This is a genomic window from Vibrio sp. A1-b2 (assembly GCF_021726015.1).
GTDB classification, from domain to species: Bacteria; Pseudomonadota; Gammaproteobacteria; order Enterobacterales; family Vibrionaceae; genus Vibrio; species Vibrio diazotrophicus.
Window position 1 is genome coordinate 26,144 of the sequence record NZ_JAKKCI010000001.1, and the last position, 15,399, is coordinate 41,542.

The window sequence follows — 15,399 nt, forward strand, 5'->3', positions numbered from 1 at the left end:
TAAATTGCACTTAAAATAATTGGCATATGCTATTTATGAGTTCACTATCCTCTGTATCCCCTGTTTTACATGTCAAATCATGTGAAGATTTAACAACTCTGTAAAATCTTCATTTAACGGGGAAGGTCATTTACTCGTGAGGACAATTTTATGAAATACGCTATCCCTATCTGTAACGACAAGCTGTTTAATCACTATTCGAAAGCACCTCAGTTCTTGCTTGTAGATGATGTTACAAAGCACGAACAAACCATTGATTTGACGCCTACGATAAAGGCAAAAACCTGTGGTAAGAAGACTCAGATGCTTTCTCTATTCACTGCTCATAATGTTGGCGCTGTGATTATTAAAAACATCGGTGAAGCGATGCTTTCAACTTTATTTGATCAGGGAATAAAAGTATTCCGCCTTAACAGAGGCGCTGATATTCATGCGTTGGATTTTTCTCAGCTAGTACCCGTAGAGGACTTAAGTTATGCAAAACCTTCCGTCAATAAACGCAATAAGGTCCATACTTGTTGTAAGGGTAAGCAAACTGGTTCTTCCTTTAAATGGGAACCTAAAGAAAGCCGCCTTGATGCTAAGACTCTAAGAAATCTGCGCAGCATTCATAAAATTCATCTTTAATAGGAGCTGGCCAACATGATTTACCTAATCACATTCGGTGCGTTTATTCTTTTTGTTTTACTCATGACACTGGGTGTTATGGCAAAACGAAAACCAATACAAGGTAGCTGTGGTGGCCTGTCAAATGTGGGAGTTGATAAGGTGTGCAACTGTGAAACGACATGTGAAGAGCACAAAACTAAGCTTTATACGATTAAAGAGCCAACACCAAAGCGTTAACGGCCTTATTGCACACAAGCTTTTCTAGTCGATACTAAATCTAAGTATTTGCTTCACTTACTGTTCTGAATTAAAAAAAACGCAATATTGTGGGCATATTATTCGCGTAACCAACCTTTTAATGTTATCGGAACACTCATGCTTGCTCTGCCACCTCTAGCGACATTAATGATCGCTATTTTGTTAGAAGTCATCGCGACATCCTATCTGCCTAGAACTCATCAGTTTACCTCCCCCTCTGTTACTGCGGGCGTGCTGATTACCTATGCACTCGCCTTCTACTTTTTATCGGTAACGGTTAATACTATGTCTCTAGGCGTCGCTTACGCTATTTGGTGTGGAATAGGGATTGTTCTGGTTGCCAGTATATCTTGGCTTGTCTATGGGCAAAAACTCGATATTTACGCCATCGTTGGTATAAGTTTTATTCTGATGGGAACAGTCATAATTAATGTGTATTCAACATCGGTAAACCATTAACTATTGTAAAAGTAACAGAAAATAAAAACGGCAGAGAATAAAAGGCAGCGCCGGTAAATCCAGTCACTGCCTTGCTTAAACCTCGATGGAAGTTAACAACAATCGTTGTTTAATAACCCTTTCTCTTTTAGAGATTTTTCAATTCTGTCCGTAGCGACAAGTGCACTGGTATAGTCGCAACTAGAAATGAACGCTGCCAACTGGTTACTGCAATTTGGCACAACTTTGTCGAAGTAAGCTTTTTGCTGTAGGAAGTAATCTTCAGCAGCAAGATTGTTATCATTTAACAGTTGATTCAGACAGTTAAGTTTTTCAATTAGCATTTCTAAATCGACTTCTTCCAATATTTCAGCATCTGACTCTTGAAACTTAGATTTGTAGTCAAGATTGCTTAGACGCATTGAATTGTTATGTTGCTCAGGATTGATATCAAAACTCGTATCTAAGGTAACTTCGAACCAAAATGTACTCCCTTCTCCTGTCTTACTATCAACGCCGATCTCACCGTCCATCAATTGAGCGATACTTCTAGAGATTGTCAGACCTAAGCCAGTACCACCGTATTTTCGAGTGGTTGAAGCATCAGCCTGTTGAAAGCTTTCGAAGATTTTTTGTTGTTCTTCGTTCGTTAAACCGATCCCTGTATCTTTTACTTCGATACGGACTTTCTTCTTACCGACTAGAGTCGCAGTAACATAAATGTGGATATTGATGTCACCCTGAGCCGTAAACTTAACGGCGTTGCTGATAAAATTGAGTAAAACTTGCTTGATGCGCAACGGATCGCCGATCAAAGTTGGAATCTTTTCTTCTACATCAAAGTGGAAACCCAGACCTTTGGTGGTGACTTTTGCTTCAAACAGCTCATATATATCTTGTGCAATCGAGTAAATACTGAAAGGGATTTTTTCAATATTTAGGTGCCCAGATTCAATCTTTGATAGATCTAAAACATCATTAATCACTAAGAGTAAATGCTCACCAGATTTTTTAATCCTAGTCAGAGAGTCTTGTTGGTCACGATTAACATTGCTCGCCAGTAACATATCTGACAAGGCCAAGATCGAGTTCATCGGCGTTCTGATTTCATGACTGATATTAGAAATAAACTGGCTCTTAGCAATATTCGCTTCTTCAGCCTCTATCTTTGCGGTTTTCAGCTCATTCGTTAATTTACCTAATCGACCGCCCATTATTATGGTTGCATTGGCAGTGTCATTTAACTCTTTGAGGTTAAATTGTTCATGAGAAACATCGAAGTTACCCGAACTCATCTTGTTAAACATATTTCTGATTTGAGATAGAGGAGCGGCAATTGATTCGCTCATCCGCTTTGATACCATCCAAGTAAAAGCTAAGAAGAGGATATAGAAACCGATCAAACCCATAATCATGATGTAACCGATACCTTGGTATTTTTCTTTCAACGCCATCGATTCACGATACATTTCATTTTCATCAACAACGAACAGCAATTTCCAGTTTGTTTCCGGAATGGTCACCCAAGAGACCAGCTTGTTTTCATTGTTAAGCACTAGCTTAGTCAGTCCCTGACTCTGACCATCAAATTGAGGCTGCAATGATTTTGTGTCTGGCCTTTTGAACAGGTTGAAGTCTTCAGGCTTGAACATCTCATGCGTGACCGCGCTTTCATAGTTATGTTGTTTCAGTTCCTTAATATTAAAGTCCTGTTCTCCTTTTGGAGGCAGCGCCATGATAGTTCCTTCGCTGTTTGCAAGAATGGCATAGCCATTCCAAGGAACAATCAAGTTTTGTATGTTTTTTACAATAGTATCTACAGTAATATCTATACCAATGACGCCTTCCAACTTGTCACCGTTATACACTGGTGCAATCGCTGAAGTCATCCAACCCTGCCCTGCAGGGTCGATATAAACTTCGGTCCAAACCACTTCTCTTTCTGGATTGTATTTATCCATAGCCAAATAATAGAAATTGTATTCTGGGATATTCATATCCGCTGGATATTGATCCAAGGTTTGGAACCAAGGGTAGATATGATTATAAGAATCCCAACTATTGAAATAGACGGCAGCAATAAATGGATCGCTATTTTTAATCTCTTTCATTAAAGAGTCTAATTTGGCGAGTTTAAATATTTTATCCAAATCCTTCTCATTATTTTCTGTGAAGGCTGAATAAAAGGAGGCCGAACCACCTTTGTCGTCTTTGGTATGCAACACACCGTTATCACTGAATGCCAAATTTGACATATCTACATCATCAGGATGCAGTGATTCCTTGAGAACTCGTTGAGTTTCATTTCTGTATATTTCTGCAAGTCGAGATACTGAATTTATACGTTCTCGCACTACATCACTTTCGATAGAGGAAGTGATATACAGTTCATTATTAACCTGTGAGCGAATGTAGTTCATGTTGTCTGAACTAATGAAATGATTACTGATCAGATAAATGGTAACTAACAGAAGTTCGACCAGAATCAATGGAATGATTCCGGTTTTGACCATGGAGCGCCATACCCAGGCTTGTACACTTATTTGGTTTTCTTTATTCATAGCAAATCACACGTAACGTATGGCGATTGAATGGATATCCTCTTGAATATCCATAAATGTTTCAACGATGGTTGGATCAAAATGAGCGCCACTTTCACTGCTGATCATTTTGATGGCTTCATCATGACTAAAGGCCGGTTTATATATACGCTTACTGATCAATGCATCATAAACATCAACAATAGCCATCAGTCGTGCCGAAAGTGGTATATCTTCGCCCGACAATCCTTCCGGATAACCGCTACCATCCCATTTTTCATGGTGAGAATGTGCAATTTCCTTAGCAACACGGAGAAAACTCATCACTTTACCATTGTTCTCTTCAGCCTTATTGATCGCTTCAAACCCAATAGTGGTATGAGTTTTCATGATCTCAAACTCTTCTTCTGTTAACTTTCCTTTCTTCATCAATATATGGTCTGGAATGCCTATTTTTCCTATATCGTGTAAGGGTGCGGATTTAAAGAGTAAGTTGATAGTGTTGTCGTCCAATTGATTGGCATACTTAGGGTCTAAACGTAGACGTTCAGCTAGGAGTTTAATATATAATTGTGTGCGACGAATGTGATTGCCCGTTTCGTTGTCACGAGTCTCAGCAAGCGAGATCATCGCGTTAAACGCGATATCCTGAATGACATGTAAATCTTCAATTTGCTTAATACTTTCTTGAGTTCTCTTTTGAACCTCTTTTTCTAATGACTCATTTTCCCCCTTAAGGAGATCTGAGGCCATTTTTAAAGATAAATGAGTTCTAACCCGTGCCTTGACGATTTCAGGCACGATAGGCTTCGTGATGTAGTCTACAGCCCCTAACTCAAGCCCTTTTCTTTCATCAATACTTTCGTTCTTTGCAGTGATAAATATAACGGGAATATCTTTGGTTGAAGGATTCTCTTTTAAGTACGAACATACTTCAAAGCCATCCATATCAGGCATCATGACATCAAGCAAAATTAAGTCTGGTTTATCGTTAGCGGCGATTGATAAACCTTTGTCGCCACTATTGGCGCCTTTAACTTTGTAATCATCTTTTAACAGCTTATACATCAAGCTGAGATTTTCGGGGATATCGTCTATGACAAGCAATGTCGGAGTGTACGAAAAAGAATGGTACATCTCTAATGTCCTTAAGTTATTGATTATAAGAATATTGCCGTTCGACGAGATGAATTTATTTTTATTTTAATAATCAATATAAACAATAAGCTAACTAAATTTAGAAACTGCTTATACATGACATATAGCGTTTATCATATAGAAAGGCTGTGACAGAAATCTACTTATTTTATTTCCATAAAAACAAATAACTTATTTTAGAGCGATTACTCTTTCGATAATCAAATCAATTATATAGAAACAACTCTTTTATTTAGTTCATTCTTTCGATCAAATAAGTTTTTATGTTTTAAGATCCTAATATTTTTTTTCACCAGATAACAATAAACACTATTTTTTTATAACCCTCTCATCGACACATGATGATCATGCTATGCTTTTCAACTATCCGAAGGATTATCACGTGGAAATAAGAATGGAAGTATTTGAATGTGTGTCATTTATCTTATTGAAAGGTAAGAAAGTTTTATTAGAGCATCGCTCAAAATTAAAAGAAACCGATCCCGGTATGATCGCAATACCCGGCGGTCATTTAGAAGCTGGTGAGACCCAACAGCAAGCATTATTACGAGAACTAAAAGAAGAACTCAATGTGACACCAAGAAATGCGAAATATCTCTGTTCACTCTATCATCCAACGATTGAACTACAGCTTTTGCACTATTACGTTATCACCGAATGGGAAGGTGTAATTGTTCCATTAGAAGCGGACGCTGTTGATTGGTTTGAAATTGACAACGCACCTGTAGCAACAGAAGCTGACCAAATCGCACTTGCAGAAATTAGTCGTGTAAATCAGTTCTTAGTTGATTGAACTTCAATCGAAATTTCGCATACATTAACAGCATAATACTTATGAGAGATTTGCTCGCAAGCTCATAAACCTGCCACTTATCGGAGTGTTAAATGGTGCATATCACTAATCTCACTCAAAAGGAGATAAACGTTGTTTAAAAGCCAAACTCCGGTTTTGTTCGCTATCAATGGACTGACCGCACTCGCTTTTTCTTTTATTATGCCCATAATGAGCTTGTTCCTTGTTAGTGAACTTCACACGGAACCAGCGCTTATTGGCCTCTATACATCCCTAACTGCATTGATGACGATTATTGTCAGCCAGAAACTAACGGGATTGATTGATAAAGGTGTGCCAAGCAAGTTTCTCTTATTGCTATCACTTGCTGGTATTTTTTCTGCGGCCATCATGTTTTCTCTCGCAACAGAGTTTTGGCATGCTATCGTTATTGGCTGCCTCTTAATGCCCGTGGCTTCAAGCTCTATTCCTCTTATCTTGACCGTGATAAGACGCTATGCAGATTCAACCGGAAAAAACAGCGCCAAACTCAATTCTCAAATGCGCTCTGCCGTTTCTTTTCTTTGGATATTTGGCCCACCTTTAGCTTTTTTTTCTGTCGACCAATTTGGTTTCGATAACAATTTCTATATTTCAGCCGCTATAGCCGGTTTTGTGATTATTTGGATTGCATTCTTGTTCCAAATGCCTGTCATGGAATCAGACAAAGTTAAAAACAAGCCTAAAATCAAGCTGCCTTCAGCTGTCTGGTTTCTTGGGGTTGTCATACTTATCGCTAACATTGCTAACAGCACTTACATCAATGCAATGCCACTCTTTATGACTCATGAACTCGGTTTATCAAAATCTTTCCCTGGCATCTTATTGGGAATAACAGCGGCGGTCGAAATACCCGCGATGCTATTAGCTGTTGGCTGGGCACAGCGCTTTGGGAAAAGCCAAGTGATACGGTTTGGATTTGTGGCCGGTGCCGCTTTTTACCTTGGTATGTATTTCAATACGTCAATAAACATCTTCTTGGCTTTGCAGATTTTGAATGGGCTCTTTTTTGGCATCTTTGTTGGTTTAGGCATTACCATCATGCAAGATTTTGCACCAACTGCCGTAGGTAAAGCTTCGGCGTTTTATACTAATGCAATGCTGGTTGGCACTATGATCGGAACAAGCACCATGGGTATTATTTCACAGTATTTTGGGTTTAAAGCTCCGTTGCTTCTGTGCTTAGGCGCTATCACTTGTTCGTTTGTTGGTTTGATACTGTTTGACGCCTATATTGCAAATCAACAACGCAAGGTGCAGTGTGCCTAACAATAAAATGGGCGTGATGAGCACATGAAAAGGCGGTGACGTTTTTGTGCTCACCTGAACCCAATGACTTGTATTTCTACAAGAGATTTCCGTAATTTAATTTTGTATGTCTTTGAACTGTTTATACAGATACCAGTATAAAAGTGCATTCCAGATGATATACAACATCGTTTCCAAACCTTCAGTAGAAAAAGTTTTTCCTGACTCTAGATGGGTGGAAAACACCAACGAATTAACAAACGCTATCGGTATCAAAAACACTATAAAACGAACTGTAACGACAAAACCTAAGCTGAAATATTTTCCTAGAAAATCAAAACCGTTATTGCCACCATTAACATGGTACGTTGCGTAAGTACCAATGAAGAGTATGATTAAATTCGCTATAAAACTCGTCAGATACCACTCATTAAATTCGTATCTGTCAGGAGCGAAGCTCAAGATTTCTATAGTGATGGTCATAAAAAGCAAGTATATGAACAGATAGATAAAGCGATCTGTTTCCGTTAGTTGGTTACGTTTAATATCCTGTTTTAACTGGTTAATATTCCATATATACAAGTTGATTCCTCCATTTCTAATTTCTAAGTAATTTTATTGCGCAAAAAACTCACTCAAACTCGTTTCCCATATTTTCAAGTACTTTTTTGCCGCAGATTGTGCAGGTGACATAGCGGTTCATGTTGTAGTAGTGACCGCCGTTGATGAATTCATGTATCAACAACATGCAACGCCCAGCTATAGATTTGTCTCGATCATAACTCGACGGTTTGCGCACTAAACTCTCTTTATGCTCTGTCGGAGCTTTGCAACGCTTGCAGTATCTAATCATCGGTATATCCTCTTAGCGTTAAACACTTAGCGAATATACGCCATTGATAAATACGCACTTAAATGCACATGGATTTATGCGAGTGACTTAAAGAATTGGCGGGATATCAGACGGATAGAGTGTTCTGATTGGATACATTAGTAGACAAAGGTAATGAGGTATGAGCACTCCTAAACATTAACCATTAAAGTTCAGGAGTACTTAAAATAAATTAACGAACGTTTACTGCCCCACTAAGCTACCTCAGCAGCAGTTGGGTCTATAACAGATGTTACTTCGTTAATTTGGTTGGCTGGGAATCCTCCCATTTCAGCATGCTTACGGACGAGTTCTTTATTTTCCGCTATAAAAACGCAATAGATTTTGTTGGGAGTAACATAGGTCTCTTGCCACTGTATTTTAGGGCCAAGTTGCTGCAGTACTCCACAAGATGTTTGAGCAATATCCTGAAGTTCTTTCGGTGTAAGATTACTGGCACCTTCAACTTCTCTCTCGATAACATATTTAGGCATAATTACCTCCTTTCGCTCAGTTCAATTTTAGTCCAAAAGCATTAGAGGTGATCAATAAAATAAGAATTATTCTCAAACTAACCAATAAACAAAATGTTACACAAGGCGCGTATATATACACTTTACCAATTTGAAGTTATGCCCACTTGGTCGTAAAAAAACAACCCTTAACGCAGTCGATTCAAAACAACAGACTGGTCTAAATTACTCTGCCATTCAGTATAATCAAGACCTTTATCAAATATGAACTCAGTGACTAATGTTCTGACACATTCCACTAACTCTCTTGTGCCCCAAGGCTTTTCAAAGTAGCGATTAATACCAGCACTATTAATTGCATTTATAGTGTCAGAATGGGTTGCCTGTCCGGTGAGCAGAACTTTTTTAGTATAGGTAAAACGAGCATCTGCACTAATTTCTGTAAGGAGTTCAACACCTGTTTTTTCTGGCATAACATGGTCTGAGATCACCAAAGCAACATACTCGCCGTTAGCATCGAGTTCATCCATAAGTTCTAACGCTTCAGAGGCTGACTCACAGTCTTCGATATTCAGCCAGAAGCAGAGAGGCTCTAGGTCTTGTAACACTGCGCTTAGCACTTCCCTCTGGTCATCCACGCATATGATATTAAGTTTCTCCATGGTCATCCTCTACTGGTAACTTTATTCTGAAAATGGTTGCGTCTTGATCGCTTTTGACCGCGATACTTCCGCCATAACTTGAAACGATTCGCTTAACGATAGACAACCCCAAACCTAAACCAAACGACAACCCATCTTTCTTAGTAGTGAAGCTTGGTTGAAAGATTTTCCGCCTTGTCGCTTCATCGATTTCAGGCCCGTTATTGGTCAAGGTGACGAGAAGACGATGCTTACTATATTTGGTTTGGATATCTAATCTTGGCTCCGGCGTCACCATCATGGCATCACAAGCGTTCTTAACGATGTTGACCCACACCTGAACCCATTCTGTTTGCGATCCTTTTAACTTAGGTAAATTGCCCGGTCTCATTCTTACTGAAACTCTACGCAAGTCGCTTTGCAAAAGGGTCAGCGCTCGGTTTATTGTGTCGTTAATGTCTAGCTCTTCATTGAGATTGACTTCACTTCTTGCAAGCTGCTTAACGGACTTCACAATGCCTACAGTGTGGCTCGACGCCACACGTAAATCGTGTAAATCCCTGCCCATTTGCCAGTAACGAATGGCGAGATTCGCGTTACTTATCCAATGAGAAGACAGTTCGTCTTCCGGTACGGCGCGTGCAAGTTCTCTCGCAACGTTTTTAGGAAGTTGATACTTACGTTCTAGTATCAATCCTCGCCGTCTAGCTTCACTGGAAGAGACTTTTTGACCATGCATTAATCCATAATCAAAGAACTGGCTGGCCTCGGGATGAACCTCTTCCAACAGTTCCATAAAAAGGCTTTCAAGACGTTCGCTCTTACTGCTAACTACACCTATTGCATTGTTTAGCTCGTGAGAAATGCCCGCAGCTAACTGTGCCAATGTGGTCATCTGTTCTGCGGAGTGCAGTTTTTCCAACGCTTTCTCTTTTTCTACCGCTTCCTGATGCGCTCGACGCTGGCGACGATTTAACTCCGCAACAATGACCGGCATAAATTGAGTACTGAGTGGGCCGAATTTTTCTACCTCTACGGCTTCACAGTGCCTGTCTATCCAACTGAGTTTTACTTCCGTTTGAGCCACAACCGTTGAAGAAGCCGTCCATGTTCCAGAAAAGAAACTGTGTACGCCAATAAACGCGCCTTTTGATGCAGAAAACACCTTTACATGGCGACCTTCATACTCTTCAAAATCCCCCACCAGTTCACCAGAATGGACATAGTAAAGTCGGTCATTGTAACCGTCTTGCTGAATCACTTTACTGCCCGCTGACAGGGTTATCGTTCTCTCAATGTTTCTGAAGTAACGCTCTACAAGCGTGCGTTCTTGTTCATTCATGCTATTTGCCGACTAACCGATGAATCCGATCACATTCAAAGCCGCAACCATGACAAAACTCAACAACACCCCTACGAGTCCAAGTACAACACCAACTCTTGCCATCTGGTTACTTTGCACGTAACCAGTAGCATGAGCCAAAGCATTAGGAGGTGTACTGATCGGTAACGACATGCCCAAAGAGGCAGCAAAGGTCACCACTAAAATCAACGTAACTTCACCACCTAGTGCGCTAAGAGATGTCATTGAAGCGCCCAATGCTGCCATTATCGGCATAAGTAAGTTTGCGGTCGCAGTATGAGACATAAAGTTTGCCATTAGCAGACATAACAACGCAGCACCAAACAACACCACGTAAGGCGAAAAATCACCGAAAGGAATGCTGTGAACAACCAGAGCGGCTAACCCTGTTTTATCTAACGCCAGACCCAGAGCGATACCACCGGATACCAGCCAGAGCACATCCCAAGATATCTTTTTCAAATCTTCTTTGTTGATGATCCCTGTTACTGAGAATACTGCGACGGGAATTAAAGCCACGGTATACGAGTTCATACCGTGTAAATCCCCCACCAACCAGAGCAATATGGTCGCGGCAAAAGTGATATACACCACCAAAGCCTTGGGAGTCTTAAGGAATTTGCCTTTAATCGTCAGCTCAATTCGTTGCTGATCAGCTTTGTATAGTGAGCAAATTAAAAACCACGACAATGCCATCATGACAACCACAAACGGCACACCAAACGCCATCCATTCACCAAAAGTAATGAGATTGTCACCGACGAGATATTTAAGAGCGATGGCATTTGGCGGTGTTCCGATAGGGGTTCCTATCCCGCCAATATTAGCTGCAACAGGAATACACAGAGCAAACGCTATCCGTCCCGGATCTTTCGGCCCAAACACAGCAATAACGGGCGCCAAAATAGAAAGCATCATCGCAGTAGTTGCAGTATTGGACATAAACATCGAAAAAACGCCCGTGATCAGCATTAAGCCAAGCATGACGTATTTAGGATTCTGACCAAATGGCTTGAGTAATACCCGAGCTAAGTTGACATCCAATCGATACTTAGTTGCCGCCATCGCCAAAAAGAAACCGCCGAGAAACAGCATAATAATTGGGCTTGCGAAGGTTGCCATAATGTCGCTGTATTTAAGCAGTTGCCCAAACTCGGGTTGCGATTCGTTTAAACGAAACAGAATAAGCCCTTTGTTAGAAAGCATCAGCAATTCAAGGACAATGATAACAACCGAAGTAGCGTAGATTGGAATTGGTTCAAACACCCACAACAGGGCAGCAAGCAAAAAGATTGCAATGACACGTTGCTGAATAAGCGTCAAACCGTCGAATGGAAAAGCCGACAACGGCATAAGCAAAATAAGTAAAGGTATTACAATTGGAATAATAAATTTTAAGTAAGGGCGTACCATCGATGCTCTTCCTTGCTGCTGGTTAAACCAATCTGAAAAAATGGAGTTTCAAGACCAATCACTATCTGTTCTTTATTGCCCTAAGCGATTTTCATAGCGCAAATGCTTGAAAGAAAAATGACAGGTTTTGATATGACACCAGAATTCAAACTAACGGATACATTATGGAAGAGCGAAAACAAAAAGTTAGGAGTGAGATCAACGATTCAGTGTTCCTTCAAAACAACATGTCAAAAATGAGGGCTTAGACACAAACTCGGCCCTATAGCATCAAGATAACCGAATGAAGAAAAAGAAAAATCCGGCCTAAGCCGGATTGGGTTTAATCGTGGGTGCCTAATTTCACTTTGCCATTGGTTTTAAACCACAGCGCTTCTTTGCGACGACGAGCAAGGAGAATAGGACCATCATCATAGAATAAGAAGTTCTTCCAGTGACGTTTAAATACGGACCATTTGGTTTCAATCACATTGTATTTTTCATAACAGAAATAGACAGTAACATCGTCTTGCCAGTCAATGTGTTCTAATACAGCTTGTGGTAGAGCTTCATCATCACTCTCCCACTCAGCCATCCAGTCTATTTCGTTCGACCAACTGTCTGCCTTGCTAGGCCAGTCTTGAGAGCTGAAACGCTCGGCATCTGGGCTCTGCGAGCTTAAGTTCTCTTTCCAATACTGAGCAGCGCGAATTTGAGTCATAGGTTTTATCTGTGCCAAATCCTCTTCTGGAACTGGCATAGATTGATGGGTAAAAATCCATTTTCTTTGGTAATCATCCAAAGGCAAATACGACATGAAATGTCCTTAGGCTTTGAGCCATCCATTTTCGGTGGCTTGTTCAATCATTTGCTGCGCATATTCCCACAGCGTATGTGAACCATCGTCAATACGTCGATTCACGGTTAATGCTTGTTGGCGAGTTACGTTATTTTCTCTCCAACCAATCCCCTGATTGTTGAAATTCAGCATCATAGGAATCAATCTGTCGAGCGCTTTGGCAAATTGGGCATCCGCGCTTTCGGCGGCTTCGAATTCACGCCATAGAGAAAATAACTCTTCCGCCTGATCGTCTGGTAATAAACCGAACAACCTTTCAGCAGCAGCCAGCTCTTTTTGCGCTTGCTCTTTTGAAGCTGCTGCATCATATACAAAGGTGTCGCCAGCATCAATTTCAACCATGTCATGCATCAATAACATTTTCAGAACCCGACTAATCTCGACAGGTTCATTTGCATGCTCTTGCATCACCAATGCCATCATAGCGACGTGCCAACTGTGCTCAGCACTGTTTTCTAGTCTATCTTCCGCACATTGAATACGGGTACGACGCAACACAGATTTTAATCTGTCCAATTCTAAAACAAGACTGAGTTGTTGTTGCAATCGCTGATTCATATTATTCCTCTTTCCAATGCGCGTTGATCAGTGACATCAGGTTGTGATCTTCCCACTTACCGTTAATCAGAATGTAGTCTTTGGCATGCCCTTCGTGTGAGAAACCTACACGTTCGAGTACACTTTCACTGCGTTTATTCCGAGGGATATAAGCCGCCATAATGCGATGCATATTCTGAACAGAAAACATGTAGTTGCATGCCATTTGCAATGCGCGGGTCATGGTTCCTTTGCCTTGTGCATCACAGGCAAGTGAATACCCAACGTTGCAAGTATAAATAGGAAAGCGATTTAAGTTACTGAATGAAATAGTGCCAAGCATTTTATCGGTCTTGGCATCAATAATCAGCAGGTAGTAACCCAAAGAAAGTTTATGTACCTCGATGAGCTTAAGTAGTCTCTGCTGCCAACCTTCTGCAGTAAAGAAGGCTTCTTCACGCGCAGGGTCCCATGGCTTTAGGTGTTCTCGGTTCTCTTTGAAGTATTGGGCAATGCGCTCAGCATCGCTGAACTGAGCGGTAACCAGTAGTATTTCGCCATCAGTTTCATAGACTGACGTTGGCGTGCTGTTCGATTCAATCAACGTTTCTTAATTCCATAATCTCGAAGCTTGTTGGCAACAGAGGTGTGTGAGACGTCTAGGCGCTTAGCCAGTTTGCGGCTTGAAGGGAAAGACTGATACAAACGGTCAAGCACTTGAGCTTCGTAATCTTTCATGATGTCGTCCAGTGAGCCATCAAGATTAATATTGGTGACACCCACATTATTGCTTTCCAACTGTGGCAGATGGAAAAGTTCAGCAGTAAGCACATCATCTTGCAACTCAGTAAGTGCACGTAAAACCATATTATCTAGCTGACGAATATTGCCCGGCCATTGATACAAAGCCAGTTGATCGAGCAAACCTTCGTCCAGTTTCGGCTTAGCCATACCGAGTTTTGCAGTGTGCTTGGCAATAAACAATTCCAACAGAGGCTGAACATCACTCGGGCGCTCTCGTAAAGGTGGAATAGTCAAAGTCAGTACATTGAGACGGTAGAAAAGGTCTTCGCGGAACTTGCCGGATTCTGCCAACTCAGCCAGCTTATAACGTGTAGAAGCAATCACACGTACATTGACATGGATTTCGTGTTCTTCACCAACGCGGCGGAAAGTGCCATCTTGCAAGAAACGTAGCAGCTTAATTTGCAGATGAGGACTCATTTCACCGATTTCATCCAGCAGTACTGTGCCGCCATTGGCTTGTTCAAAGATACCTTTATGACCTTGCTCATGGTTGAACGAACCCGGAGCATGACCAAACAACTCAGTCTCAGCCACATCATCTGGCATAGACGCACAGCTTAAAACTAAGAATGGATGATCAGCACGGTCTGAACGATTATGACAAGCTCGGGCAAGCATCTCTTTACCTGTCCCCGTATCCCCTTCGATCAACAATGGTTGATCGAGCATCGCAAGCTTTTTCGCTTGTGTGATAAGTGCCTTATGGCGATTCGAAATACCGACAAAGTGCTCGAAACCAAGGTTGTTATGCAGAGACAGCTGAGTTTCAGTTGCAACACCGGTGACTCGAGGGCGAATGATCATCATAGCGCTGGCAAAGGTAGATTCTTTGGATTCGCCAGTGATGTACACAGGCATCATTTCCATTAAGTAATCCAGACCATCCAACACGATCTCCTCGCGCAGACGAGACTTGCTGCCTTCTATCCAACGCTGGAAATTGAAACTTGGTAACAACGTTGAGATGTGTACACCATTCATATCGCCATTGTCTTTGTTAAACAGAGACAATGCAGAATGGTTAGCCATATCGACAGAGCCCTTCAGGTCAATGGATAGCACCGCATCAGGCAAATTGTTCAATAAGGAAATCAGTTCCGTATTGTGCCTTTCCATTGGCATAAACTGAATTTTACGTACGTCTTTAACACCGGAAATTCTACGAATTTCAGCCATTAACTCACTGAAAGTTTCAAAATCAATGTCTGGACAGTTTAAGTAAATGATTCCGGAAATATCGATTTCGATACCACGTAAATCGATATTTTTAGAGGCGAGTATGTCGAGGAGTTCTCGAGTCAGACCAAGTCTATCTTCGCAAAATACTTCAAGGCGCACAGAATGATTTCCCAATAAGAAAGTGTCACGAAAAG

Annotated in this window: 16 protein-coding genes; 5 read left to right on the forward strand and 11 right to left on the reverse strand. The window is 41.0% G+C overall.

Features of this window, described 5'->3' with window-relative positions:
• Window positions 1-150 precede the first annotated feature (150 nt).
• The 3 genes from L3V23_RS00115 (at window position 151) to L3V23_RS00125 (ending at window position 1,326) form a co-directional block, all read left to right on the forward strand.
• The gene (locus L3V23_RS00115; RefSeq protein ID WP_052404618.1) at window positions 151-627 is read left to right on the forward strand and encodes a NifB/NifX family molybdenum-iron cluster-binding protein; all 477 of its coding nucleotides are present in this window, start codon (window positions 151-153) and stop codon (window positions 625-627) included.
• Window positions 628-642: 15 nt separating this feature from the next.
• Window positions 643-846 carry a (Na+)-NQR maturation NqrM gene (nqrM, locus tag L3V23_RS00120; RefSeq protein WP_042487548.1) on the forward strand — a complete coding sequence of 68 codons (204 nt, stop codon included), beginning with the start codon at window positions 643-645 and terminating at the stop codon, window positions 844-846.
• A gap of 138 nt (window positions 847-984) precedes the next feature.
• Window positions 985-1,326, forward strand: a complete 342-nt coding sequence (locus tag L3V23_RS00125; protein ID WP_042487550.1) for a multidrug efflux SMR transporter — start codon at window positions 985-987, stop codon at window positions 1,324-1,326.
• 92 nt (window positions 1,327-1,418) lie between these two features.
• Here L3V23_RS00125 and L3V23_RS00130 read toward each other — a convergent pair whose 3' ends face one another.
• Window positions 1,419-3,866, reverse strand: coding sequence for a hybrid sensor histidine kinase/response regulator (locus tag L3V23_RS00130; RefSeq protein ID WP_237291772.1), 2,448 nt, complete (start codon window positions 3,864-3,866; stop codon window positions 1,419-1,421).
• A gap of 6 nt (window positions 3,867-3,872) precedes the next feature.
• On the reverse strand, window positions 3,873-4,982 hold the full coding sequence (locus L3V23_RS00135) for a two-component system response regulator (RefSeq protein ID WP_102953113.1): 1,110 nt from the start codon (window positions 4,980-4,982) through the stop codon (window positions 3,873-3,875).
• Between the two features lie 415 nt (window positions 4,983-5,397).
• Here L3V23_RS00135 and L3V23_RS00140 point away from each other — a divergent pair, with 415 nt between their 5' ends.
• Together L3V23_RS00140 and L3V23_RS00145 are read left to right on the forward strand one after the other, a co-directional pair.
• Window positions 5,398-5,796 carry an NUDIX domain-containing protein gene (locus L3V23_RS00140; RefSeq protein WP_102965896.1) on the forward strand — a complete coding sequence of 133 codons (399 nt, stop codon included), beginning with the start codon at window positions 5,398-5,400 and terminating at the stop codon, window positions 5,794-5,796.
• A gap of 156 nt (window positions 5,797-5,952) precedes the next feature.
• Window positions 5,953-7,104, forward strand: a complete 1,152-nt coding sequence (locus L3V23_RS00145; RefSeq protein WP_237291773.1) for a sugar efflux transporter — start codon at window positions 5,953-5,955, stop codon at window positions 7,102-7,104.
• 610 nt (window positions 7,105-7,714) lie between these two features.
• Here the strand turns inward: L3V23_RS00145 and L3V23_RS00150 are convergent.
• The 9 genes from L3V23_RS00150 to tyrR form a co-directional block, all read right to left on the reverse strand.
• On the reverse strand, window positions 7,715-7,936 hold the full coding sequence (locus tag L3V23_RS00150; RefSeq protein ID WP_042487569.1) for a hypothetical protein: 222 nt from the start codon (window positions 7,934-7,936) through the stop codon (window positions 7,715-7,717).
• A 233-nt stretch (window positions 7,937-8,169) separates the two neighbouring features.
• Window positions 8,170-8,448 carry a DUF4242 domain-containing protein gene (locus L3V23_RS00155; protein WP_042487572.1) on the reverse strand — a complete coding sequence of 93 codons (279 nt, stop codon included), beginning with the start codon at window positions 8,446-8,448 and terminating at the stop codon, window positions 8,170-8,172.
• A 167-nt stretch (window positions 8,449-8,615) separates the two neighbouring features.
• Complete coding sequence (locus L3V23_RS00160; RefSeq protein ID WP_042487574.1) at window positions 8,616-9,089, reverse strand: response regulator; 474 nt, start codon at window positions 9,087-9,089, stop codon at window positions 8,616-8,618.
• A complete protein-coding gene (locus L3V23_RS00165) occupies window positions 9,076-10,410 on the reverse strand; it encodes an ATP-binding protein (protein ID WP_102965898.1) in 1,335 nt (444 codons plus the stop codon). The genes L3V23_RS00160 and L3V23_RS00165 overlap by 14 nt, the downstream gene beginning before the upstream one ends.
• A gap of 12 nt (window positions 10,411-10,422) precedes the next feature.
• Window positions 10,423-11,844: an SLC13 family permease gene (locus L3V23_RS00170; protein WP_042487580.1), complete on the reverse strand. Its 1,422-nt coding sequence runs from the start codon at window positions 11,842-11,844 to the stop codon at window positions 10,423-10,425.
• Window positions 11,845-12,166: 322 nt separating this feature from the next.
• Entirely contained in the window at window positions 12,167-12,640 is a 474-nt protein-coding gene (locus L3V23_RS00175) for a DUF2947 domain-containing protein (protein WP_102965899.1), read from the reverse strand.
• Window positions 12,641-12,649: 9 nt separating this feature from the next.
• Window positions 12,650-13,240, reverse strand: coding sequence for an HD domain-containing protein (locus tag L3V23_RS00180; protein WP_102965900.1), 591 nt, complete (start codon window positions 13,238-13,240; stop codon window positions 12,650-12,652).
• Between the two features lies 1 nt (window position 13,241).
• Window positions 13,242-13,820 (reverse strand): GNAT family N-acetyltransferase, encoded by a 579-nt coding sequence (locus L3V23_RS00185; RefSeq protein ID WP_102966066.1) that lies wholly within the window; start codon window positions 13,818-13,820, stop codon window positions 13,242-13,244.
• Window positions 13,820-15,364, reverse strand: coding sequence for a transcriptional regulator TyrR (gene tyrR, locus L3V23_RS00190; RefSeq protein ID WP_102965901.1), 1,545 nt, complete (start codon window positions 15,362-15,364; stop codon window positions 13,820-13,822). The genes L3V23_RS00185 and tyrR overlap by 1 nt, the downstream gene beginning before the upstream one ends.
• Between the last annotated feature and the right edge of the window lie 35 nt (window positions 15,365-15,399).